Origin of the sequence: Tenacibaculum aiptasiae (assembly GCF_008806755.1) — a bacterium.
GTDB lineage: Bacteria > Bacteroidota > Bacteroidia > Flavobacteriales > Flavobacteriaceae > Polaribacter > Polaribacter aiptasiae.
Genome location: NZ_WAAU01000014.1, coordinates 56,161 through 79,785 on the forward strand (window position 1 = coordinate 56,161; position 23,625 = coordinate 79,785).

General features: G+C 30.9%; 22 protein-coding genes. 14 read left to right on the forward strand and 8 right to left on the reverse strand.

Annotated features, from left to right (window positions below; genetic code table 11):
• The first annotated feature begins 92 nt into the window (after positions 1 to 92).
• Positions 93 to 1,067, forward strand: a complete 975-nt coding sequence (locus F7018_RS09865) for an FAD:protein FMN transferase (RefSeq protein ID WP_246175137.1) — start codon at positions 93 to 95, stop codon at positions 1,065 to 1,067.
• On the opposite strand, the gene F7018_RS09870 is transcribed toward F7018_RS09865, so the two are convergent.
• The 7 genes from F7018_RS09870 to F7018_RS09900 form a co-directional block, all read right to left on the reverse strand.
• Positions 1,064 to 1,834, reverse strand: a complete 771-nt coding sequence (locus tag F7018_RS09870) for a class I SAM-dependent methyltransferase (RefSeq protein WP_150899900.1) — start codon at positions 1,832 to 1,834, stop codon at positions 1,064 to 1,066. The genes F7018_RS09865 and F7018_RS09870 overlap by 4 nt on opposite strands.
• A gap of 1 nt (position 1,835) precedes the next feature.
• Positions 1,836 to 2,654, reverse strand: coding sequence for a type I methionyl aminopeptidase (gene map, locus F7018_RS09875; RefSeq protein ID WP_150899901.1), 819 nt, complete (start codon positions 2,652 to 2,654; stop codon positions 1,836 to 1,838).
• Positions 2,655 to 2,683: 29 nt separating this feature from the next.
• A complete protein-coding gene (locus F7018_RS09880; RefSeq protein ID WP_150899902.1) occupies positions 2,684 to 3,220 on the reverse strand; it encodes a thioredoxin family protein in 537 nt (178 codons plus the stop codon).
• 10 nt (positions 3,221 to 3,230) lie between these two features.
• Entirely contained in the window at positions 3,231 to 4,748 is a 1,518-nt protein-coding gene (gene gpmI / locus F7018_RS09885) for a 2,3-bisphosphoglycerate-independent phosphoglycerate mutase (RefSeq protein WP_150899903.1), read from the reverse strand.
• 146 nt (positions 4,749 to 4,894) lie between these two features.
• A complete protein-coding gene (locus F7018_RS09890) occupies positions 4,895 to 8,827 on the reverse strand; it encodes a GEVED domain-containing protein (protein ID WP_175578705.1) in 3,933 nt (1,310 codons plus the stop codon).
• Positions 8,828 to 9,179: 352 nt separating this feature from the next.
• Positions 9,180 to 9,437: a hypothetical protein gene (locus F7018_RS09895; protein WP_150899905.1), complete on the reverse strand. Its 258-nt coding sequence runs from the start codon at positions 9,435 to 9,437 to the stop codon at positions 9,180 to 9,182.
• Positions 9,438 to 9,532: 95 nt separating this feature from the next.
• Positions 9,533 to 10,306: a M48 family metalloprotease gene (locus F7018_RS09900; protein WP_150899906.1), complete on the reverse strand. Its 774-nt coding sequence runs from the start codon at positions 10,304 to 10,306 to the stop codon at positions 9,533 to 9,535.
• A 113-nt stretch (positions 10,307 to 10,419) separates the two neighbouring features.
• Here F7018_RS09900 and F7018_RS09905 point away from each other — a divergent pair, with 113 nt between their 5' ends.
• Positions 10,420 to 12,162 carry an aromatic amino acid hydroxylase gene (locus tag F7018_RS09905; protein WP_150899907.1) on the forward strand — a complete coding sequence of 581 codons (1,743 nt, stop codon included), beginning with the start codon at positions 10,420 to 10,422 and terminating at the stop codon, positions 12,160 to 12,162.
• A gap of 47 nt (positions 12,163 to 12,209) precedes the next feature.
• Positions 12,210 to 12,491: a rhodanese-like domain-containing protein gene (locus F7018_RS09910; RefSeq protein WP_150899908.1), complete on the forward strand. Its 282-nt coding sequence runs from the start codon at positions 12,210 to 12,212 to the stop codon at positions 12,489 to 12,491.
• A 9-nt stretch (positions 12,492 to 12,500) separates the two neighbouring features.
• Here the strand turns inward: F7018_RS09910 and F7018_RS09915 are convergent, their stop codons facing one another.
• Positions 12,501 to 13,451 carry a GSCFA domain-containing protein gene (locus F7018_RS09915; protein ID WP_150899909.1) on the reverse strand — a complete coding sequence of 317 codons (951 nt, stop codon included), beginning with the start codon at positions 13,449 to 13,451 and terminating at the stop codon, positions 12,501 to 12,503.
• A gap of 113 nt (positions 13,452 to 13,564) precedes the next feature.
• Here F7018_RS09915 and F7018_RS09920 point away from each other — a divergent pair, with 113 nt between their 5' ends.
• From F7018_RS09920 to F7018_RS09970, 11 genes are all read left to right on the forward strand, one after another.
• Positions 13,565 to 14,458, forward strand: coding sequence for a MerR family transcriptional regulator (locus F7018_RS09920; protein ID WP_150899910.1), 894 nt, complete (start codon positions 13,565 to 13,567; stop codon positions 14,456 to 14,458).
• A gap of 210 nt (positions 14,459 to 14,668) precedes the next feature.
• Positions 14,669 to 15,631 (forward strand): fasciclin domain-containing protein, encoded by a 963-nt coding sequence (locus tag F7018_RS09925; RefSeq protein ID WP_150899911.1) that lies wholly within the window; start codon positions 14,669 to 14,671, stop codon positions 15,629 to 15,631.
• Between the two features lie 77 nt (positions 15,632 to 15,708).
• A complete protein-coding gene (locus F7018_RS09930; RefSeq protein ID WP_150899912.1) occupies positions 15,709 to 17,190 on the forward strand; it encodes a phytoene desaturase family protein in 1,482 nt (493 codons plus the stop codon).
• Complete coding sequence (locus tag F7018_RS09935; RefSeq protein WP_150899913.1) at positions 17,174 to 18,016, forward strand: phytoene/squalene synthase family protein; 843 nt, start codon at positions 17,174 to 17,176, stop codon at positions 18,014 to 18,016. Before F7018_RS09930 ends, F7018_RS09935 begins: the two co-directional genes overlap by 17 nt.
• A gap of 1 nt (position 18,017) precedes the next feature.
• Positions 18,018 to 18,464, forward strand: coding sequence for a sterol desaturase family protein (locus F7018_RS09940; protein WP_150899914.1), 447 nt, complete (start codon positions 18,018 to 18,020; stop codon positions 18,462 to 18,464).
• The gene (locus F7018_RS09945; RefSeq protein ID WP_150899915.1) at positions 18,461 to 19,159 is read left to right on the forward strand and encodes a lycopene cyclase domain-containing protein; all 699 of its coding nucleotides are present in this window, start codon (positions 18,461 to 18,463) and stop codon (positions 19,157 to 19,159) included. The genes F7018_RS09940 and F7018_RS09945 overlap by 4 nt, the downstream gene beginning before the upstream one ends.
• A complete protein-coding gene (locus F7018_RS09950; protein WP_150899916.1) occupies positions 19,149 to 19,628 on the forward strand; it encodes a TspO/MBR family protein in 480 nt (159 codons plus the stop codon). Before F7018_RS09945 ends, F7018_RS09950 begins: the two co-directional genes overlap by 11 nt.
• A gap of 5 nt (positions 19,629 to 19,633) precedes the next feature.
• A complete protein-coding gene (locus F7018_RS09955) occupies positions 19,634 to 20,287 on the forward strand; it encodes a TetR family transcriptional regulator C-terminal domain-containing protein (protein WP_150899917.1) in 654 nt (217 codons plus the stop codon).
• Positions 20,284 to 21,594, forward strand: coding sequence for an ABC1 kinase family protein (locus tag F7018_RS09960; protein WP_150899918.1), 1,311 nt, complete (start codon positions 20,284 to 20,286; stop codon positions 21,592 to 21,594). The genes F7018_RS09955 and F7018_RS09960 overlap by 4 nt, the downstream gene beginning before the upstream one ends.
• A complete protein-coding gene (locus F7018_RS09965) occupies positions 21,594 to 22,205 on the forward strand; it encodes a flavin reductase family protein (RefSeq protein WP_150899919.1) in 612 nt (203 codons plus the stop codon). Before F7018_RS09960 ends, F7018_RS09965 begins: the two co-directional genes overlap by 1 nt.
• Complete coding sequence (locus tag F7018_RS09970) at positions 22,206 to 23,618, forward strand: SDR family oxidoreductase (RefSeq protein ID WP_150899920.1); 1,413 nt, start codon at positions 22,206 to 22,208, stop codon at positions 23,616 to 23,618.
• Positions 23,619 to 23,625: the final 7 nt, after the last annotated feature.

A 23,625-nucleotide genomic window follows, 5' to 3' on the forward strand; every position in this document is an offset into this window, starting at 1 on the left:
AAAGCAAATTTAAAAAAATGATGATACAAAAAAGAGAATTAACAATCTTTTATGAAGTAAGAATGAATTATTTTTGCAGTTAAATTTGAAAGATGTTTAAAAATATAATTTACGCAACTAGTATCATGATGTTTTTTCTTGTTTCATGCAAACAAGAACAGAAGTTAAATAAAATAAGGTTACAAGGGGATGTTTTTGGTACTACATATCATATTACTTATTTGAATGAGGAAAATCATCAGAAATCAATTGATAGTTTGTTTAATTTGATAAATAAGTCATTGTCTACCTATATGCCGACTTCAGATATTTCTAAAATTAATAAAGGGGATAGTACTGTAGTTGTTGATGATTTTTTTGTAGAAGTTTTTGAAAAGGCTAGAAAGATTTATAATGAAACTGATGGGTATTTTGATCCTACTATTGGTAGATTAATTAATGCGTATGGTTTTGGTTCTGGAAAAGAAAAGAAAAACTTATCTGAAGAAGAAATTAAAGAACTTATGTCTGGAGTAGGTTTTGATAAGGTTACATTAAAAGAAAGAAGGGTTTACAGAGATAATTCTAATATTGAATTGAACGTAAATGCTTTTGCAAAAGGTTATGGAGTTGATGTTATAGGGAGATTTTTAGAACAAAAAAATATTAAGAACTACATTGTTGAAATTGGTGGGGAAATTAGAGCTCGTGGTAGTAAAAAAGGTAAGCCTTGGAGAGTGGCGATAGAAAAACCAAATGTAGATGGTACGAGGTCTGTTCAAAAAGAAATTAATTTGATAGATGAGTCTATGGCTACTTCTGGAAATTACAGAAAGTATAAAATTAACGATAAAGGAGAGAAGATTGTACATACAGTAAACCCTAAAACAGGATTGGCTCAAGAAAGTAATTTATTAAGTGTTTCTGTAAGAATGAAAGGGGATTGTGCTGATGTAGATGCTTACGCAACTGCTTTTTTAGCTATGGGGCTAGAAAAAACTAAAGAATTTTTAACAAAACATCCTGAGTTAAAAGTTGTTTTGTTGTATAACGATAAAAACAATGAATTAAAAGAGTATGTAAATTAACTCTTGAAACAAACAGGTAAAATTTCGCCTTTCATTAAAGCAAATCGTTCTAGTTTTTCTGGAGCGATTTTTTTTGTAAAATCAATTTTATCGACTTTAAATCCTATAGAGCGAAGTTTGTCAAAATAGTCGCGTCCATACACTCGTACATGATCGTATTGTCCAAATATTTTTGCGCGTTCTTTTGGGTCGGTAATAGAATCGTCTTCAAAAGTAGTTTCTCTATTAAGGTCTTGTGGTATTTGAAAAATTCCGAAACCACCACTTTTCATTACTCTGTATAACTCCTGCATTGCTTTGGTGTCGTTTGGAATATGTTCTAAAACATGATTGCAGAAAATAACATCAAAAGAATTTTCCTCAAAAGGTAAGTCGCAAATATCTGCTTTTACATCTGCTATTGGCGATTCTAAATCTGAAGTAATGTATTCTAAGTTTTTTTGCTTTCTAAAAATATCGAGAAAGCATTGCTCAGGAGCAATATGAAGTACTTTTAATTTCTTTTCTGAAGAAAAAAAATCAGATTCGTTTTGTAAATAGAGCCATAATAAACGATGCCTTTCTAGTGAGAGAGTTGATGGTGATAATGCATTTTCTCTTTGTATACCATATCCATATGGTAAAAACTTGCGAAATGATTTACCGTCTATAGGATCAGTAAATTTATCACCTTTTAACCACCAAGCTATTACTGGGCGTGCCCAATAACTAGCTTTTATTAAAATGGGTCTAGGTATTGTGTTTAGTATGGCTTTAAATAAGGACACTTTATAAAACTAAAGGTTGTTGTCTAAACTCATCCTCTTCATTGCTTTCAATACCTAAAGCTTCGTAAATGTATTTAAAAGTAGAAAGTAATTCTGGTTTACCATCTACAATTGCTACATCATGCTCAAAGTGAGCAGAAGGCTTACCATCTAAAGTGGTAATTGTCCATCCATCTTTATGTTGTAGTATTTTTTGAGTTCCCATATTTATCATAGGTTCTATGGCAACTACCATTCCTTCAATAAATTTTTTACCACGACCTCTACGACCATAGTTTGGCATTTCTGGATCCTCATGCATAACTTTTCCTAATCCGTGACCAACTAATTCACGAACAACACCATATCCGTGTTTTTCTGTATAGTTTTGGATAGCAAAACCAACATCTCCAACACGATTTCCTACTTTCAATTCACGAATACCAACGTATAAGCTTTCTTTTGTTACGTCTAATAATTTTTGAGTTTCAGGAGCTATTTCACCTACAGCAAATGTGTAAGCGTGGTCTCCATAAAAGTCGTTTTTAATAGCTCCACAATCAATAGAAATAATATCTCCTTCTTGTAAAGGGGTTTTGTTTGGAATCCCATGTACAACTTGTGAGTTTGGGCTCATACAGAGTGTGTTAGGGAAATCGTAAAGTCCTAAAAAACCAGGGATAGCACCTTGCTCACGAATAAATTCTTCAGCAAGTTTATCTAAATATAAAGTAGTTACTCCAGGTTTTACTTCTTTAGCAAGCATTCCTAAAGTTTTTGACACTACCAATGCACTTTCGCGCATTAATTCTATTTCTTCTCTAGTTTTTGATTTGATCATGTTAAAAATATTGAAGCGCAAATTTACGGTTATTTTTGATATGGATGTGTGTAAGGTTGTCCAGAAACGATTTTTAAAATATCGTCTTCTATTGTACTGCCATCTATAGCATGTTCTACAAATCTACCAATCTCTTTTCCGTCCTTATAAAAAATAAAAGTTGGGACTCTAAGAATATTGAATCCTTCTTCCAAACCATTTGCTTTTTTACTTCGATTAACGGTTACCAATTCTAAGTTTTTATAGTTGAATCCAGCTTCATCTAATAGTTTGTAGAAGTTAGGGATTTCTCTTTTGCTATCTCCACACCAAGTTCCCATAAACCCTTTGATTTTTACATCTTTTAAATATGGCTTTAATTTATTAATGGTGTTTTGATCTGTTTCATAATAACTATAAAAATCATTAAACCATTCTGAACCGTATGGTTCTTGTTGGAAATCTTTTTTAGTAGCAATACCAACTAAATTTCCGTCTTTATCTTTAGTAGCTAATTGTTTTTGTTTAGGCGCAGAAGCACATGAAACTATAAAAGCTGTAAAAAGTATGTATGCGATTTTTCTCATCATTATTGTTTTAAATAAGTGAATGTTGTGTCATTTCTTTTGGTTGATTTACTCCCATTAGTTTTAATACTGTTGGAGCAATGTCGCCTAATACTCCATTTTCTATAGACTTTAATTCTTTGTCAATTAAAATCATAGGAACTGGATTAGTGGTATGCGCCGTGTGAGGAGTTCCGTCAGGGTTTATCATTGTTTCACAATTACCATGATCTGCAATTAAAATAGTGGTGTAGTCATTATTTAAAGCAGATGTAACAACGTCTTTAACACAAGTATCTACTGTTTCACAAGCCTTCACTGCAGCTTCAAAAACTCCCGTATGTCCAACCATATCTCCGTTAGCAAAATTTAAGCATACAAAATCCACTTCTCCGTTTTCTAACTCAGGAACAATAGCATCTCTAATTTCATAAGCGCTCATTTCTGGTTTTAAATCGTAAGTAGCAACTTTTGGAGATGGGCATAATAAACGTTTTTCACCTTTAAATTCTTCTTCTCTACCACCTGAAAAGAAAAATGTAACATGAGGATATTTTTCTGTTTCTGCTATTCTAATTTGTTTCTTATTAGCAGACTCTAAAACTTCTCCAAGCGTATTTTCTATGTTGTTGCTGTTATAGATTACTTTAATGTTTTTAAAAGTTTCGTCATAATTTGTCATGGTAACAAAGTATAAAGGTAACTTTTTCATGTTGAATTCTGAGAAGTCTTTTTCGTTTAAAGCTTCTGTTAATTGACGACCTCTATCAGTTCTAAAGTTAAAGAAAATAACAACATCATCTTCTTTGATTGTAGTTTTTGGTTGATTGTTGTTATCAACCATTACAATTGGTTTTATAAATTCATCAGTAATATCACTATCATAGCTTTGTTGTATGCTTTCAGTGGCATTAGAAGATAAAGTTCCTTTAGCATTAACTAATGCATCATAGGCTAGGTGTATTCTTTCCCATCTGTTATCTCTGTCCATTGCATAGTATCTACCTGTAATTGAAGCCAATTCCCCAGTAGTTTTTTGCATGTGTTCTTGTATGTCGTTTATGAAATACTTACCTGACTTTGGATCACAGTCTCTACCATCAGTAAAAGCATGTAAGTATACATTTTTAAGCTCATGTCTATTAGCAGCGTCAAGAAGGCCTTTTAGATGATCAATGTGTGAATGAATACCTCCATTAGAAACCAATCCTAAAAAATGAATGTTTTTTTGATTTTTTTTAGCGTAATCAAATGCTTTTAATAATTCTGTTTCTTGAGCTAAAGTATTTTCTTTTACAGCTTTGTTTATTTTAGCTAAGTTTTGATAAACAATTCTTCCAGCTCCTAAATTCATATGTCCAACTTCAGAATTCCCCATTTGACCTTCTGGTAGTCCTACATGTTCCCCGTCAGTACGTAATTCGGCATGCGGAAACTTGTCGTATAATGAATTTATATATGGTGTTTTTGCATTATATATAGCTGATACTTTTGGGTCTTGAGTAATTCCCCAACCATCAAGTATCATTAAGATTACTTTTTTGTTCATTTGGTGTGTTTTACAAAACAAAAGTAAGAAAGATTTTAAGTGCTTTTTTAAAAATTAACGAAACCGATTGCATAAGATGAAAATGAGTATTGTTTTCTAATAAAAAAAGACTACCGAAGTAGTCTTTTAAAATGCTTTTAGGAAGTTTATTTTACAAAGAATTTCTTTTGGAATATCTTGTTTTCTTGTTGTCCTTTTATGAAATAAATGCCTACAGGAAGATCTTTTACTGATATTTTAATTTGATTTTGATTAGGGGTTTTATCAGCTTTCATAATAATTTTACCTTGTATGTTTGTTAATTCGTATTGTACGTTTTTGTTAGTTTCGAATTTAAGGAATATAAAACTGTCAGAAGGATTTGGATAAAGCCTTATATTCTCAATTAAATTAGTAGTATTAGTTCGTGCAACAGAATTATTTTCAACTAAGATTGTATAGTCTTCAACTTCACCAAAATAAGTGTCTTCGCCACATGGTGTTATTTTGTATTCAGCTCCATATGCGTATCGAACTCTCATTTTAAGTGGGGTGTTTTTTACAGCATTGTTGGGTGTTGAAATGTTAACTGAATATGGTCCTGCTTTAAATGCTTTGTATACTCTTTCACTATTTGAAAACTCACCATCATTATTCCAGTCAATCCAAGTACCAATAGCATTGTATGTCCAATGATCGTTTTTAGTTGTGATTTTTAAATTAAAAGATTCTTGAGGTGAAATAGTATGTGATAGATTTTCATAATTTGAATATGAATTAAATCCTGTTGAATTGTTAATTGCTCCAAATGATACATTGGTTATAAATGAATCATTTCTAAGTGTACTAGCATAACAATGTGCTGATATTTTGATTGAATAATCTTCAACTTCACCAAAGTAAGTGTCTTCACCACATGGAGTAATCTTATTTTCAGAACCGTAAGCATATCGTATTCTCATTCGAAGAGTAGTGTTTTTTACAGCGTTGTCAGGGATAGTTATGTCTTTTGAATATGGCCCAGCCTTATATGCTTTGTATACTCTTTCGTTATCTGAAAACTCACCATCATTATTCCAGTCAATCCAAGTACCAATAGCATTGTATGTCCAATGATCGTTTTTGGTTGTAATTTTTAAATTGAATGTTTGACCAGAAGCGAATGTATTTGAAATGTTTGAATAATTTGAATATGAGTTGTATCCACTACTGTTGTTAATTGATCCGAAGGTCACATTTGTAATGTAAGAATCGTTTCTAAGGTTTGAAGCGTTACAATAATTAGAAGAAGAGGAGTCATTGTCGGTTATGGTTCCAGTAGCTGTAATTGAGTTAGCAGTAATATTGTAATTTTCGCTAGATTCAACTATAGAATCGTCAATAGTTGGAACTTTTATTGTAAATGTTTTTACACCAGAAGGGATTGTAATTTCTCCTTGGTTGTAAGTAACTCCATTTGTAAAAGTTGGGTTATTAAAATCAGTTCCATTAATGGCAGTGGCATTATTTATAGATAAAGCTATTTTTGTTTCTTCAACAGTTGTGTTGTCTAAGGTAACTAAATGTTGTAATTCAGCTCCTTCTTCTTTGGTGTCATCAGAAATTGAAACTATTGAAGATGTGGTGTTCCCGTCTCCTTTTTTTATTAAAATACTGTAGTCAACAGTGTTTCCACTATCATAAGCACCACATGAAGTTTCTCCTTTACCATCAACAAAATGACCAGTAATTCGAAGTCCAATTTTTTTACCTACAGCCGCATTGTTAGGGACGGTTATGTTTGATGTAAATGAATATTCTCCGTTTTGATCATAGTTATTGGATTTTACTTCTTTATTAATTAGTAATTCGTCTTGTGTAAACTGACCATCATAATTCCAGTCGGCCCAAACTTTTACTTTGTTAACGTCCGAATCACCTCCATTTCCTTTTTCTGATTTAATGGTTATAGGATAGATTTTTCCAGTTTTTAAATCAGTTGAAATGGTATTGTAATAATTATAATAGTTGCTTTTCCCTGGTTCGTGGTTTATGGTATTAAAATTGACTTTGTTCACACTAAAGTAAGTGCCGTAGTTTGGGTATGATTTACAGTATTTTAATCTTGAAGTTATGTAATCACTTTTTTTAATGGTCTTTTTTAAACCGTTTGTAGAAGTTACTTCTAAAGTTACATCATAAGTACCTTCAATAGGGAATAAAATATTTGTTGGATTTTTTTCTGTAGAATTAGTAGGCGATCCACCTTCAAAAGTCCATTTCCAGCTTTTTAAACTATCTCCATTAGCAGCTATAGAAAAATCGTTAAACTGAGCTTCTTCAGATAGGTTAACGGTTGTAGGTTGTCCAAAGAAATCAACTTCAAAAGGAGTGTTTTCAGGAACAATTGAAAGGCCATAATCTTCAGATTCTCCACTATCTATTGTAGAACAAGCTGAATCACCTTCGTTGCTTTGTACATAATGTGCTAATACTCTAAAGGCAATGTTGCCCATTTTAACTGAGTTAGGAATTTGAACACTTGTGTTGTAGGTGTAATTCCCGTTATTATCAGTTTGAGTATTTTTATAGGGGTGACTAACTATAAGTTCGTTGTCTTCATATACAAAATTTGAATTCCAATCTGCCCAAACTTGAATTCTTAAATTATCATTTGCACCACCCGCTCCTTTATTGGTTGTAATGCTTAGTGGGTATGTTTTGTTCTTTTTAACTTTAAATTTTACTGTTGGTGCATAGTTGCTTATGCCATCGTATCCTGTAGTATTACTGTTTTCGTTAAAAGAAACATTGGTAATGTGAGTGTAAGTTCTGTATCGAATATTAATGTTACAAAACTCTGTGTAAGGGTCGTTAAACTTTACGGAAATGTTCTCGATAGAATCCTTGTATAAAATTGAGCTTCCACCTGTAATAATTGAAGAATTGAATTTAAATGCTAAATTATTTATTGAGTTAGAAGCAGAGTGGTTTGTAGCGGTTCCATTAAAATTGATAATAGCTTTTGTATTGTTAATAATATCAACTTTGGTGGTTATTCCTTCTGGAAGATTTTGAACTGTATAGTCTGTAGAAAGATTCATGGTTCCAGAACTTTTCGTAAATGTGCATTCTTCACAAGAAACTTCAATAGAGGTTTCTAAAACACCATCGTTTAAATATCGTTCTTTAACTTGAGATGTTGAAGTTATTAATCTTGGTCCTAAGTTAGTATTTACACCAGTTGCAATTAGATTTTTTTCAGTCCACAAGATGTTTCTTGTAGGTGAGTTTTCTAAAGCATTAATCATCCTGTTTACTTGTCCTTGAGTAAACATTTTGTAACAATCTGTATAATCCATAAAATTTTCATTATTAATTTCTTGGTTTAAACAGTTTTTAATAACCTGACATCCTGTTCCTGATGAATTTTTCTTATGAGAAGGTGTATCAGCAATTCCGTCACCAGCTTTTGGATCAGTAGAGCAAACGGCACCATAAAAAGTATGAGGTAAATCTAAATAATGACCAAACTCATGTGTAAGAACAGATCGAAAGTTTTCGTTAGTGTTATTTCCTAAATAACTTCCATTATAAACAATTCTTGCAATGTTTAGATCAGACATGGTTTTGTTAGGATACCATGCAACTCCAGAATTGTAAAAATCACCATTGCCATAAAGGTCTCTAGTAATATATATGTTACAGTACTTGTAGTTGTCCCAAGCAACATTCTTTACTTCTGGAGAATTGTAATTTCCCATGCCGGAAGCTTTATCGTAAAAAATGACACCAGAAGTAGGGTTTCCGTTGGGGTCAATTTTTGCTAGTTTAAAAGTAATGTCTAGAGGTTTTTTGATAACATCAAAAGGAGCGTCAATGGTGTTGTAATCACTATTTAAGCCTTGAAAATCTTCATTCGTTTTTTTTAAGGCATCTTCAATAATTTCTTGAGTAACTACAGTTCCTGAATTGTAATTTTTACCAAAAACGTGAAAAACAACAGGTATCACATAGGATGGGGAACTAGTTTTTTTTGCTTGATTTTCGGGGGAGATTTTTAATCGTAAAGAATTTAGTTCGTTTTTAGCATTTTTGTTTTTTTCGAATAATTCTTTCATTGCTTTGTCTGTTCCGCAAGAACTTTTTACGTTTTGAGAGTGTAGTTCTTTAAGGGGGAAAATGCTTAAAATTAATAGTAAATGAAAGCATAAGTGGGGGTTGAAATGTTTCATGATTTCTAATTAATAATTTGATTAGTAAACAAAGTTATCTTCTGTTAACTCTTTGTTTTTGATGTATTTAAACTTGTTTTGGTATTATTTTAACAGAAATCATAATGATTTTTTAAAAAATTAACATATGTTAATAAAAATTGATAAAAGTAATTTTTTGAAAGTAGATAAAAACTCCCTTTAAGAAGGGAGGAAATGTATTACATATATTAAATAGAATTATTGGCTTAACTCTTGTTTAAAAATATATGAGGTAAGCTAAAGTAGTTAGGGAGAGTATAAAAAATATAATTCTTTTAATTAGGGTTCGTTGATTTTCTTTTTGAATCTTATTCTTTATCTCGTTAAGTTGTTGTTGGGAGGCTGATTTATCAAAATGAAGTTTTGTATTAGTATCAGTTTCATAGCCTTCAATTTTCTCAAAAGCAGATACCCGATTTCTTTTGTTGTTTTTTAAACTAGTTATCATTGCCGATACAGCACCTCCAAAACTCATAGCTATTATTTTTTGGTTATATACTATAGGTAGTATTTTTGGTAAAAATGTTACAAAAAAAAAGCTTTTAGGTTTACTAAAAGCTTTTTATGAAGTTATTTCTTGTATTTACGAATGGCTTCTTTAATTTTTTCAATTCTGTTTTCTGGATCAGGATGAGTGCTTTGAAACTCAGGAGTTCTATTAGGTCCAGCAGCAGCTTTTAAAATTTCCATAACACCAATTAAACTTTCTGGGTTATAGCCTGCGTCTACCATTAATTTAACGCCTAATTCATCACTTTCTAATTCATCATTTCTACCATATTTCATGTTAATAACATTTGCAATAGCAGCCATTCCTTGTGCTGTACTAGGGTCAAAACCAACAGCAGCTCCTGATAATATACCTTGAGTTAAATCTTGTTTAGCCATACGTGCTGCAGAATGACGCCCAATAACATGACCTATTTCGTGACCTAAAACTCCAGCTAATTGATCTTCGTTTTTTAATTTAGAAAATAAAGCAAAAGTGATAAAAATTTGTCCACCCGGTAAGGCAAAAGCATTAATAGTTCTTTCATCTCGTAGTAAATGAAAGTCAAAAGGATAACCAGATTGTTTAGCGATACTATTGTCAACAAGTTTTTTACCTATTTTATCTACTAAATCTTGATATTGTTGGCTAGGATACAAGCCTCCATGTTGTTGTTTCATTTGTGGAACACTATTCAATCCAATAGCTATTTCTTGTTTAGGAGAAATAGATATATGTTGTTTTTTTCCAGTGTAAGGATTGGTTTCAGCACTTGAACAATATTTTACTAGGGCAAATAAAGCAATACCAGCACCAATTAAAAGTCTAATTCTTAAACTCCCCCGATTTCTCATGTTTTTTTGATTTTTTGTGATAAAAGTAAAGGTACAAAATATATAATTTAACAATTGTCGATTTTTTGTAAACAAGAAAAAACTTAAATTTACCCAGCAAAACAAACAACTATATGGAGCCTCATTTTGAGTTAAACGAAATCACGAAAAAATTACCTAAGCATTTACATAAATTTGTAGTAAGACAGCCTTATGAAGAGTACACGGCACAAAACCAGGCGGTTTGGCGCTATGTGATGAGGATGAATGTAGATTATTTAGGTAAAGTAGCTCATTCTTCATATGTGAACGGATTAGAAAAAACAGGTATTTCGGTTGAGAATATTCCTGAAATGGAAGGAATGAATCGTATTTTAAAAGAGATTGGTTGGGCAGCTGTTTCGGTTGATGGTTTTATTCCGCCAAATGCTTTTATGGAGTTTCAAGCATACAATGTGCTAGTGATAGCTTCAGATATGCGAACTATAGATCATATTGCTTACACTCCTGCACCTGACATTATTCATGAGGCTGCAGGACATGCTCCAATTATAGCAAATCCAGAGTATTCTGAGTACTTACGTAGGTTTGGTGAAATTGGTTCGAAAGCTATTTCTTCAGCTAAAGATTATGAAATGTATGAGGCAATTAGGTTGTTATCCATATTAAAAGAGAATCCAAATTCTACACAGAAAGAAATTGATGAAGCACAAGAAAAAGTAGAGTGGTTGCAAGATAATATGGGAGAAATGTCAGAAATGGCACAAATAAGAAATTTACATTGGTGGACCGTAGAGTATGGTTTGATAGGTGAATTAAATGATCCTAAAATTTATGGAGCTGGTTTACTTTCGTCAATAGGAGAGAGTAAATGGTGTATGCAAGATGAGGTGAAAAAAGTGCCTTATTCTATAGAAGCTGCAAATGTTAGTTTTGATATAACAAAGCCACAACCTCAATTATTTGTTACACCAGATTTTGCATATTTAAGTCTAGTGCTAAATGAGTTTGCTAATACAATGGCGTTGAGAACTGGTGGCTTGAAGGGTGTTGAAAAATTAATAGACTCTAAAAATTTAGGTACAGTTGAGTTAAGTACAGGAATTCAAATTTCTGGAATATTTACTAATGTTATAGAAGATAAAAAAGGAAAAGTAGCTTATATCCAAACAACAGGTCCAACAGCTTTAGCAAACAGAGATAAGGAATTGATTGGGCATGGAATTAGTTACCATGCAGAAGGTTTTGGAAGTCCAGTAGGGAAGTTAAAAGGAATTAATTTGCCTATTGAAGATATGAGTCCACGTGATTTAAAAGCGTATGGAATATATGAAGGTGAAGAAATGACTTTAGAATTCGAGAGTGGTGTGGTTGTAAAAGGAAGAGCAATTACTGGAACTCGCGATTTAAGAGGGAAAATATTAATAATATCTTTAAAAGATTGTACAGTAACTTATCAAGATCAAGTCTTATTCAGACCAGAGTGGGGAATTTATGATATGGCAATAGGGAAAGAGTTGGTTTCAGCTTATTCTGGACCTGCTGATGTTGATTCTTTTGAAGATATAGGAAAAGTTTCTGAAACCAAAACTGATAAAATAATCTATAGTGATTTGCAAAAGAAACTTTATAATTTATATGAAGAAGTAAGAGATATTAGAGAAAAAAATAAAGTAACTGAAGATAAAATAATTTCAATTTTTAACGTTTTAAAGACTGAGTTTTCTCAAGATTGGTTGTTGGTTTTAGAGTTGTATGAATTAGCTTTAAATAAGAGATATTTGGTAAAGGAAGAGTTGAGAGATTATTTAGAAAAATTAAAAAGTAACAAGAGTTACAGTACTTTAATAGAAAACGGACTACATTTGTTGTCGTAAGAATTAAAAAACAAATGGGGTTATTAAATTTTTTTAGGAAGAAAGATATGACAAACGAAATACAAGAATATTTAAATAAAGGGGCAGTAGTTTTAGATGTTAGAACTTTAGCAGAATGGAATGAAGGACACTCTGAAGGAGCGAAGCATATGGTTTTAACAGTAGTACCTTTAAATGTTGAAGAAATTAAATCTTGGAATAAACCAGTGATAGCTGTGTGTAAAAGTGGAGGAAGAAGTGGACAAGCTACACAGTTTTTACAAGGTCATGGAATTGACGTAATTAATGGAGGTCCTTGGCAAAATGTAGATCAGTATTTGGTTAAATAAATACCGAATTTAAAATTTTATAAAAGGAAATGCTTTTTGAAGTGTTTCCTTTTTTTGTTCCAAATTATTTAAGAATTTAAGGTGAGCTTCAGATTTAGGGTTAAAAGGTTTGTGAGCTATACCTTTTTGGATGCTATCAATTTGTAATATTGTTTTTTGAGTTTCTTCATTAAAAAATACACTACTAAATTTTTCCCATATATAATTTATAGCTGTTTCATTGGGGTGTATCATGTCTTGTTTATAAAATCTATAGTCACGTAATTCATCCATCATAATTTCATAAGAAGGGAAGTAGTCAATGTTTTTTCTGTTGTCAGTTATTTGATGGATAGCAGAAATTAAATGAGCTTTGCTACGTTGGTTTTCAATAAATCCATCTTTTAAATGACGAACTGGCGAAACGGTATAGGTTATAGAGATGTCTTTATTTATAGATTTAATAAGAGTATTTATGGCGTCTAAACTTTCATGAATTTCATCAATAGAAAGGATTTCTTTTAAAAACTTTTTCTGAGGAATTTTATGACAATTCGCTACAATTTTGTCAGAAGAAATATGTTTGTATACCCAAGATGTACCTAGTGTTATAATTAAATGTGATGAGTTTTTTAAGTACTCAAGAGTTAGTTGGGTATTGTTATTTAAGCTGTCTAATAAGTCATTCTTGTTGGTGGAGCTTAAGTTGGAGTGGGCGTCAAAACAATGCCATCTTTCGTTGTGAAAAAAGATATCTTTTTCTGAATATTTCTTTTCATTGATAGTGTTTGTAATTAAGTTTTCAATAGCTTTTGGGTGAAATAAAATACCAAATGGATTTTGAATAGCTCTAAATTTGTAATAAGTAAGTTTTTTACCAATATTCTCTGTGAAGCAAGAGCCTATTAAAGTAATTTCTGAATTGTAACTGATTGGGTTGTGGAGGTTTTTTTTAATAGGTATCTGAGTTGATAATATCATAAAAAGAGAGCTATTTGTACAAGTCAAAAATAATTATTGTTATTTTAAAAATTAATCAATTTCCTTGTTTTATTTAAAATTGACTATATTTGTTTATTATTATTTGAAATAAGTTGAACAATATAAAAAGCATATTTACGATTAAAGACCTTGAAAACATCTCAGGGGTGAAGGCACATACCATTAGGATATGGGAAAAAAGATATAATTTATTAGAGCCTAACAGGACTAATACAAATATCAGATATTATTCTTCAGAAAGTTTAATGAAGTTGTTAAATGTAGTGTTGTTGAATAAACACAACTTTAAGATTTCTAAAATTGCTCAGATGAGTAATGATCAAATAAAAGTTAACGCTAGGGAGTTAGCGTTTAAGTATGCTGTAAATGATGAAGCTATCAATTCTTTTAAGATAGCAATGTTTCAATTTGATAAAGTTTTGTTTAATAATACATATAATAAATTACTTCACAAGAAAACCTTTAGGAGTATATTCAAAGATGTTTTTGTTCCTTTTTTAAATCATATTGGATTGCTTTGGCAAACAGATACTCTGCTGCCGGCTCATGAGCATTTTATTTCGAATTTAATTATTCAGAAAATACAGATAAATATTGAGAATCTTGAGCATTCAATAGTGAATTCCGATAAAACATATGTGCTTTTTTTACCAGAAAATGAAGTTCATGAATTGGGGTTGATGTATTTGAATTATGAACTTGTGTTAAGAGGTTATCAAACAATTTATTTGGGTCAAAGCTTACCCTTGAATAATTTGAATTACTTTTTTGAAAGTAAATCTAAAGTTTGTTTTGTTACTTCTATGACTGTGCGTCCTTATGATGATAAGGTAGTAGATTATTTTTATGAAATAGAAGATGTGTTAAAAGGTACTGAACATGAATTAATGGCTGTAGGAAAAAAAGCAATGGATGTTGCTGGTATTGATTTTAAGTCAAATATTTCTATATATCCATCAGTAATAGAGTTGCTTAGCGAGCTCTAGTTTTTTTTGTTACAAACAACTTTGTTTAATCTTTTTTTGTTTTTGTTAAACATTATTTGTAGTTTTGAAATGTGTTTTGCTAGTCAGAACTATTTTTTTATTAAAATTTATTTTGTTTATGCTTTTAAGAAAAAGATTAAACAATGTCTGAGGAAGCTAAAAAACAGACTGTAAAACAAAGAGAGTAAGCACTAATTAAACAATACAATTATGTTATTTACAAAAAATTTATCGAGGATACCCTTCTTCTTAGTTTTATTTCTAAGTATTTGTTTGTTTACATCCTGTAGTGATGATGATCCAGTAATTACTGATAATGATGATATTGTACAAAAAGCAATAAAAACATCTGACTTAAGCAGTTTAGTCGCAGCTTTACAAAGAGCCAATTTAGTTTCTGCTCTACAAGCAGACGGTCCTTTTACAGTTTTTGCTCCTAATAACAAGGCTTTTCAAGATTTATTAGATTCAAATAATTCATGGAATTCATTAAATGATATTCCTTTAGAGACCTTAAAGACGGTTTTACTTTACCATGTGTTAAGTGGTAAAGTGGTGAAGAATGATTTGTCAGATACTTATGTGAATACATTGGCAACAGGGCCTAATGATGAGCCTCTGTCGTTACAAGTAGAGGTTACAGGAGAGGTTGAGTTTAATGGAGATTCAAAGCCCATAACAACCGATATCTCGGTAACTAATGGAGTGGTGCATATTATAGATAAAGTAATGTTGCCAGCAGATGTAGTAACGTTAGCTTTAAATAATAATGGTTTTACATCTCTTGTAGCGGCATTAACAGATACTAGACATACAACCGATTTTGTGTCGCTCTTAAAGATGTCAGGGCCATATACCATTTTCGCGCCAACGAATAGTGCTTTTCAAGCTTTGCTAGATAGTAATGCTTCATGGAATTCGCTATCAGATATTCCAATAGCTACATTAGAAGCAGTTTTAAAATACCATGTTTTTGCAGGAGGTAATGTTCAAGCAAATCAATTAACCGACAATCAAGAGATAGCTATGTTTAGTGGGGGAAAAGTAACTGTTGATTTGTCAAATGGAGCAAAATTAGAAACATCATCAGGTCAATCAGTTGTGATATCTGCAACAGATGTTCAAGGTACTAATGGAGTTATTCATGCTATAAACAATGTATTGTTGCCTTAGTTGTTAATTGTTTGTATATGAGTGTGTTTTGCTTTTTTGTTAATCGTTTTTAAGTTATATTTATAATATATATAAAATTGGGAAAAAAAATATCAATAATAGGTTCAGGTTTTTCGTCGTTAGCAGCATCTTGTTATCTTGCTAAAGCAGGGTATGAGGTTGAAGTTTATGAAAAGAATTCAACAGTAGGTGGAAGAGCTAGACAGTATAAAAGAGATGGTTTTACATTTGATATGGGGCCAACATGGTATTGGATGCCAGACGTTTTTGAGAAATTTTTTTCCGATTTTAATAAAAAACCTTCTGATTATTATCAATTAAACAAGTTAACACCAGCTTATCAAGTGTATTTTGATGTTCTTGATTCGATTACAATACCCGGTAATTTAGAAGAAATTTATGAGGTGTTTGAAAAAGAAGAAAAAGGAAGTTCAAAATACCTAAAGCGTTTTTTAAAGTCGGCAGAATATAATTACAATGTATCTATAAACGATTTAGTTTATAAACCAGGTATATCCCCATTAGAACTAATAACGCCGGTAACCATAGGGAAAATTACTCAGTTTTTCTCAACAATTAGAAAGCAGGTAAGAAAAAAAATAAAAAGCAAAAAATTAATTCAAATATTAGAGTTCCCAGTTTTATTCTTGGGCGCAAAACCAAGTAATACACCAGCCTTTTATAACTTTATGAATTATGCCGATTTCTCCCTAGGTACTTGGCATCCTGTTGAAGGTATGTATAAAGTTATAGAGGGAATGGTTTCTTTGGCAGTTTCGTTAGGAGTGCATTTTAAAACTGAAGTTAATGTCGAAGAGATTTGTGTAAACCCATTAGGAGATGCAAACGGGTTGATAGTGAATGGTAATTTTATTGACACTGATATAGTATTAAGCGGTGCAGATTACCATCATACAGAGACACTTTTGCCTAAAGAATACAGGCAATATTCTGAAAAGTATTGGGAAAAGAAAGTTTTTGCCCCATCATCTTTATTATTTTATGTAGGCTTTAATGAAAAGCTGAAAAATGTATGTCATCACACGTTATTTTTTGATACAGATTTTGATGAACATGCCAAAACAATTTATGATCAACCGAGTTGGCCAAAAGAACCACTGTTTTATGCAAGTTTCCCCTCGATAACCGATGGTTCTTTTGCTCCAACTAATAAAGAAGCAGCTACTTTTCTAATTCCTTTAGCCCCAGGGATAGAAGATACTCCTGCTTTAAGAGAAAAATACTTTAACATTATAATTGAAAGATTAGAAAAGTTAACAAAGCAATCATTAAAAGATTTAGTCATTTTTAAAGAAAGTTACTGTGTTAACGATTTTATTGAAGATTATAATTCGTACAAAGGAAATGCCTATGGTTTAGCAAATATTTTAACCCAAACAGCATTTTTAAGACCTAAAATAAAAAGTAAAAAAGTTAAGAACTTATTTTTTACAGGACAATTAACGGTTCCCGGACCCGGTGTTCCCCCTTCATTAATTTCAGGAAAAATAGCTTCAGATTTAATCATTAAAAACCACCAAAATGAAAAAACTATTTGATGAGGTTTCGTATTCGTGTAGTAAATTAGTCACACAAAAATATAGCACGTCATTTTCGTTAGCTACCAGAATGTTAGCGCCAAAAGTAAGAGTAGCTATTTATAATATTTATGGTTTTGTCCGCTTTGCAGATGAAATTGTAGATTCTTTTCATCAGTACAATAAAGAAGAACTTTTAACAAAATTTGAAAAAGATTATTACTCGTCAAAGAAGGAAGGTATTAGTCTAAATCCTATTTTGAATTCATTTATACATACAGTTAATACCTATAATATCTCAGATAATTTGGTAGGAGCTTTTTTGAAAAGTATGAGGGCAGATTTGTATAAGACAGAATACACAACAGAAGAAGAGTATAAAGAATACATTTATGGTTCTGCAGATGTTGTAGGGTTAATGTGTTTGAAAGTTTTTGTTAATGGAAATGAAAAACGATATAATGAATTAAAAGATGCAGCAATGCGTTTAGGTTCGGCATTTCAAAAAGTTAATTTTTTAAGAGATTTAAAAGATGATTATGAAGTGCTAAATAGATCATATTTTCCAAATGTTAATTTAGAAAAACTAAATGATGCTTCAAAAGAAATGATAATTGAAGAAATTGAGGAAGATTTTGATTACGCTTTTAAAAATGGTATCTTAAAGCTACCGGTAGAAGCTAAGTTTGGAGTTTTTATAGCATACAGATATTACAAAAAGCTTTTAAAGAAATTGAAAGCAACTCCATCGTCTAAAATTATGGATACTAGAATAAGAATTTCTAATCCAATGAAAATTAATTTATTGGCTAGGAGCTATGTGAAATATAAATTAAAACTAATCTAGAATGATATTTACAGCTGTCACAATACTAACTTTTATAATAATGGAAGGTGTTACATGGTGTACTCACAAATATGTAATGCACGGTTTTGGATGGTTTTTGCATGAGGATCATCATCAACCAGGTTATCCGCATGTGTTTGAGAAAAATGATGCCTTTTTTGTGGTTTTTGCAATACCAAGTATGCTACTATTTTACTTTGGAATTAGACCAGAATTAAATTTTCTGTTTTTCATTGGTTTGGGTATTCTTTTATATGGGATAGCTTATTTTTTAATACATGATGTATTAATTCATAGAAGGTTTAATTGGTTTAAAAATACAAAGAATAGATACTTAAGAGGATTAAGAAAAGCACACAAGATACATCACAAACACTTAGGTAAAGAAGAAGGAGAGTGCTTTGGTATGTTGTTCGTGCCATTTAAATATTTTAAGAAAAGACAATGAGTAATTACCTGTATTTAATATTAAATTTAGGAAGTATAAGTATACCTTTACTGTATAGTATTTTTGAAAAAGAGATACACTTTATTAAATACGCAAAAATTGTTTTTCTTAGTATAGTTATAGTTGCGATTCCTTTTTTAGTTTGGGATGCAATTTTTACAAATTATGGTGTTTGGGGATTTAACAAAACCTATTTTTTAGGAGCAAAAATACTGCAAATGCCAATAGAAGAATGGATGTTCTTTATCTGCATACCTTATGCGTGTTTGTTTACGCATGAGATGTTAAGAATTTATCAACCAAAATTAAAATTATCTAGAACACAGACTATTATCATAAGTGTGATGACAATAATAATTGTTTTTTGGTTATTGATTTTTAATTTAGATAAAACTTACACGGTAGTAAATTTTTTATTATTTTTATCATTAATGCTTTATAGTTTAAAAAAGCATTTAATTGCGTTACAAGAATATTTTCCAAGTTTTCTGATAATTTTAGTTCCTTTTTTTATTGTAAATGGAATTTTAACAGGAAGTTTTATAGAGAGCCCAGTTGTTTGGTATAACAACTCAGAAAATATAAATGTTCGATTATTTACGATTCCCCTTGAAGATGTGTTTTATGCATTTAACTTATTGTTTTCAATACAGTTAATATTTAATCATTTTAAAACAAAAGTCTATGGGAATTAGTAAAGTTATCCGTTTTTTAATTTTTTTAAGTTTAAACTTTTTGGCATTAATCGTTGGGGTATGGTTAATGAATAATGGCCCCCAAACAGATTGGTACAAATCGTTAAATAAGGCGCCTTGGACGCCAGCAAACTGGGTTTTTGGAGCAGCCTGGTTTTTTATTATGTTTTGCTTTTCATTTTATATGACCAACTTAAGCTTCAGATTTAAACTAACTAAAGGAGGGTTTCTTATTGCATACTTATACATGGTTCAATGGATTTTGAATGTTATGTGGAATTACTTCTTCTTCAATCAGCATTATACAGTTTTAGGGTTAATTATAATAACCGCATTATGGCTGTTAATAGGATATTTTACAGTTGAGTATTGTAGAAAAATGAAACTTTATACACTATTAATATTGCCATATTTAGTTTGGATGACAATCGCTACAAGTTTAAACGCTTATGTAGTATTTAATAATTAGAAATTATGAGTAGAAAGAAAAAAATAACACCAGAAATAATTATAGAATGGTATATGAACTCAGTTCTAATATCTGGAAAACCACATTCTATTTTTGAGTTTGCAAGGAATAACAATTTTGAAGAAGGAGATTTCTATAAGTTTTTTTCAAGTTTTGAAAGTTTAGAGAAGCAAATTTTTAAAACGTTTGCTAAAGAAACAATTCATATGCTTCATAAAACAGAAGCCTATCAAGATTATGGTTCAAAAGAAAAGCTATTAAGTTTTTATTTTACTTTTTTTGAGTTGTTAACTGCAAATAGATCTTATGTTTTACTTCAGTTAAAAAATAATAAGTTAGATTTTAACAAGCTTTCAGTTTTAAGGGAGTTAAGAAAAGAGTTTATCAATTTTATAGATGGAATATCTCTTGAAAAGATTGATTTTAAAAATGATAAAATTAACAAGGTTCAGGATAAAACAATAGCAGAAAGTTATTGGATTCAATTATTAATGATTCTCAAGTTTTGGATTGATGATGAATCGCCAAATTTTGAGAAAACAGATGTTTTTATAGAGAAATCAGTAAAAGCAAGTTTCGATATACAGCAAATAGCACCAGTAAAAAGTGTGATAGATTTAGCTAAGTTTTTGTGGAAAGAAAAAATGCCCATGGTATGAAAACGCTAAATAAAATCCCCGTTTCAAAAATAGAAAGAGCTACAAAGTTGGTAACAACAGGGTTAAAAGTTGGAGTTAATTATGCCAAGTATTATGGGAATAAGTTAACACAAACAGAGGAAGAAGCTAGAGACCAGTTAAATAAAGACAATGCAGAAGATATTTACGACGGGTTAAAGGAATTAAAAGGCTCTGCATTAAAAGTAGCTCAAATGTTAAGTATGGAGAAAAATTTACTCCCAAATGCTTACGTAGAAAAGTTTTCATTATCGCAGTTTTCAGTACCACCATTATCTGGTCCCTTAGTTGTAAAAACATTTAAAAAATATTTTAAGAAAACTCCAGAGGAGGTTTTTGATACGTTTACAAACGAATCAGTAAATGCAGCAAGTATAGGTCAGGTTCATAAGGCTACTGTTAAAGATAAAAAGCTAGCAGTAAAAATTCAATATCCTGGTATAGCAAATAGTATTTCATCTGATTTAGCATTAGTAAAGCCAATGGCTATGAAAATGTTCAATATAAAAGGAGAGGGTTCTGATGAATATTTTAAAGAAGTAGAAAATAAGCTACTTGAGGAAACAAATTATGTCTTAGAGTTAAAGCAAAGTAATGAAGTAGCAAATGCATGCGCTCAAATTCCTAATTTGAAGTTTCCAGCCTATTATCAAGAATATTCGTCAGAGAGAATTCTTACAATGGATTGGATGGATGGTATTCATTTATCAGAGTTTACAGAGCAAAATCTTGATGAGAAGAAAGCTAATAAATTAGGACAAGCCTTATGGGACTTTTACATGTATCAAATGCATGTTTTAAAGAAAGTTCACGCTGATCCACATCCAGGAAATTTCTTGGTATCTCCGAAAAACGAATTGATTGTTATAGATTTTGGTTGTATGAAGTCGGTGCCTGAAGATTTTTACGTTCCTTATTTTGAGTTAGCAAAAAAAGAGAATATAGAAAATCCAGCTTTTTTTGAGAGTAAATTATACGAACTTGAAATCTTAAGAAAAGACGATACAGAAGAAGAAAAACAGTTCTTTAAAGGGCTTTTTCATGAAATGTTATCTTTATTTACACAGCCTTTTCAAAAAGAAGAATTTGATTTTTCAAACGATGAGTTTTTCGGAAGAATAGCAGACTTAGGACAAAAGTATGCTAAAAGTACCGAGTTAAAAAAGATGAATGGAAATAGAGGTTCCAAGCATTTTATTTATATAAATCGAACCTTTTTCGGATTGTATAATTTGATGCACGATTTAAAATCAAAAAAAATCAAAATAAATAATTATAAAAACCTGTAATGCATATTACAAGAAAAGAAATAGAAGCGTTTCCGCATTTGTATAAAATAAACCTAATGAATAGTATTTCAGGGTACAAATCGGCAAATTTAATAGGAACTAAATCCAAAGAAGGGATAACCAATGTTGCGGTATTTAGTTCAGTAGTTCATTATGGCTCAAATCCACCTATTTTAGGATTTGTCTTGCGCCCTACTACAGTAGTCAGAAATACCTATAACAACATTAAAGAAACAGGGTTTTATACAATTAATGCAATAAGTGAAGGTATGATAGAAGAAGCGCATCATACATCAGCAAAATATTCGGCAGAAATATCAGAGTTTGATAAAACTAATTTAACATCCGAGTATAAAAATAATTTTGAAGCGCCTTTTGTAGAAGAATCCCCTTTGCAATTAGGAATGAAATACCTAGAGGAATATCATATAAAAGCTAATGATACAGTTTTAGTATTGGGAGAGGTAACCGATTTATATTTCGAAGATACTATGTTGTCGGAAGATGGTTTTTTAAATCTTTCCAAAGAAAATGTAGCAGCAATTAATGGGTTGGATACTTATATGGTAGCAAAAGAATTTAAAAGATTGTCGTATCAAAGACCAAAATAAATGAAAATATTAATCACAGGTACAACAGGATATGTTGGTAAGAGAATAATTCCAATCCTTCTTCAAGAAGGACATACTCTTGTGTGTTGTGTGAGAGATTTAAATAGAATTCCTTTAGAGTTAAAAGCTAAAAAAGAGATAAGTTTTGTTGAAATAGATTTTCTAAAGCCAGAAAATCAATTACCAAAAGATATAGATGCAGCATACTATTTAATACATTCAATGTCTACCAGTAGTGACGATTTTGAAAGTTTGGAAGAAAAATGTGCTAAAAACTTTAAAGAGTTGGTAGAAAAAACAACATGTAAGCAGGTTATATATTTAAGTGGAATAGTAAATGACAATTCGCTTTCAAAGCACTTACAGTCAAGGTACAAAGTAGAACAAATATTAAGTAGTAAAGAATATGGTTTAACTACGTTTAGAGCTGGTATAGTAGTTGGAAGTGGAAGTGCTTCTTTTGAAATTATAAGAGATTTGGTGGAGAAACTTCCTATAATGGTCGCTCCAAGATGGTTGCACACAAAAACACAACCTATAGCAATAAGAGATGTGTTATCATATTTAACAAAATCGCTTTTTAATGAAAAAGTGTATAATAAGTCATATGATATTTTTGGGCCTGAAGTGTTAACGTATAAGGAAATGCTGTTGCAGTTTGCAGAAGTAAGAAAATTAAAGCGTATCATTATAACCTTACCAGTGTTAACTCCCAAATTATCATCATATTGGTTGTATTTTGTTACTTCAACTTCGTTTAATTTAGCTAAGACTTTGGTAGATAGTATGAAAGTAGAAGTGATTGGAAGAGAAAGTAATATAAATAAAATAATAAGTGTAAAACCAATTACTTACAAAGAAGCAGTTGATAGGGCTTTTAAGAAAATAGCCCAAAATTCAATGATTTCTAGTTGGAAAGATGCAAAAATAAGTGGTGTTTTTAAAAAAGAATATAGCGACTATATCGAGTTGCCTCATTTTGGATGCTTTAAAGATGTTAGGAGTAGGTATGTTAAAGATGAGCCAGAAACATTACATAAAATTTGGAGCATAGGAGGAAAAACGGGCTGGTATAGATTTAATACCTTATGGAAGATTAGAGGTTATATTGACAAGGTTTTTGGAGGAGTGGGGTTAAGAAGAGGTCGCAGACATCCTACAGAACTAGAACCTGGCGATGCACTTGATTTTTGGAGAGTATTATTAGCGGACCAACAGAATAAAAGATTGTTGCTTTTTGCAGAAATGAAATTGCCAGGAGAAGCTTGGCTAGAATATAAAATAGTGAAGAATAAATTATATCAAAGAGCAGTATTCAGACCTAAAGGGATATTAGGTAGAATGTATTGGTTTTTAGTATTGCCTTTTCATGGTTTTATTTTTAGAGGTTTAATAAATTATCTGTCTAAATAGGTATATT

Bases quoted from the DNA above. Each gene is read 5' to 3' on its own strand.
- F7018_RS09880 (WP_150899902.1), bottom strand. From the start codon at position 3,220: ATGAGAAAAATCGCATACATACTTTTTACAGCTTTTATAGTTTCATGT.
- F7018_RS09915 (WP_150899909.1), bottom strand. From the start codon at position 13,451: ATGATATTATCAACTCAGATACCTATTAAAAAAAACCTCCACAACCCA.
- map (WP_150899901.1), bottom strand. From the start codon at position 2,654: ATGATCAAATCAAAAACTAGAGAAGAAATAGAATTAATGCGCGAAAGT.
- F7018_RS09960 (WP_150899918.1), top strand. From the start codon at position 20,284: ATGAAAACGCTAAATAAAATCCCCGTTTCAAAAATAGAAAGAGCTACA.
- F7018_RS09965 (WP_150899919.1), top strand. From the start codon at position 21,594: ATGCATATTACAAGAAAAGAAATAGAAGCGTTTCCGCATTTGTATAAA.
- F7018_RS09940 (WP_150899914.1), top strand. From the start codon at position 18,018: ATGATATTTACAGCTGTCACAATACTAACTTTTATAATAATGGAAGGT.
- F7018_RS09865 (WP_246175137.1), top strand. From the start codon at position 93: ATGTTTAAAAATATAATTTACGCAACTAGTATCATGATGTTTTTTCTT.
- F7018_RS09910 (WP_150899908.1), top strand. From the start codon at position 12,210: ATGACAAACGAAATACAAGAATATTTAAATAAAGGGGCAGTAGTTTTA.
- F7018_RS09900 (WP_150899906.1), bottom strand. From the start codon at position 10,306: ATGAGAAATCGGGGGAGTTTAAGAATTAGACTTTTAATTGGTGCTGGT.
- gpmI (WP_150899903.1), bottom strand. From the start codon at position 4,748: ATGAACAAAAAAGTAATCTTAATGATACTTGATGGTTGGGGAATTACT.
- F7018_RS09890 (WP_175578705.1), bottom strand. From the start codon at position 8,827: ATGAAAGAATTATTCGAAAAAAACAAAAATGCTAAAAACGAACTAAAT.
- F7018_RS09945 (WP_150899915.1), top strand. From the start codon at position 18,461: ATGAGTAATTACCTGTATTTAATATTAAATTTAGGAAGTATAAGTATA.
- F7018_RS09925 (WP_150899911.1), top strand. From the start codon at position 14,669: ATGTTATTTACAAAAAATTTATCGAGGATACCCTTCTTCTTAGTTTTA.
- F7018_RS09935 (WP_150899913.1), top strand. From the start codon at position 17,174: ATGAAAAAACTATTTGATGAGGTTTCGTATTCGTGTAGTAAATTAGTC.
- F7018_RS09970 (WP_150899920.1), top strand. From the start codon at position 22,206: ATGAAAATATTAATCACAGGTACAACAGGATATGTTGGTAAGAGAATA.
- F7018_RS09955 (WP_150899917.1), top strand. From the start codon at position 19,634: ATGAGTAGAAAGAAAAAAATAACACCAGAAATAATTATAGAATGGTAT.
- F7018_RS09950 (WP_150899916.1), top strand. From the start codon at position 19,149: ATGGGAATTAGTAAAGTTATCCGTTTTTTAATTTTTTTAAGTTTAAAC.
- F7018_RS09895 (WP_150899905.1), bottom strand. From the start codon at position 9,437: ATGAGTTTTGGAGGTGCTGTATCGGCAATGATAACTAGTTTAAAAAAC.
- F7018_RS09905 (WP_150899907.1), top strand. From the start codon at position 10,420: ATGGAGCCTCATTTTGAGTTAAACGAAATCACGAAAAAATTACCTAAG.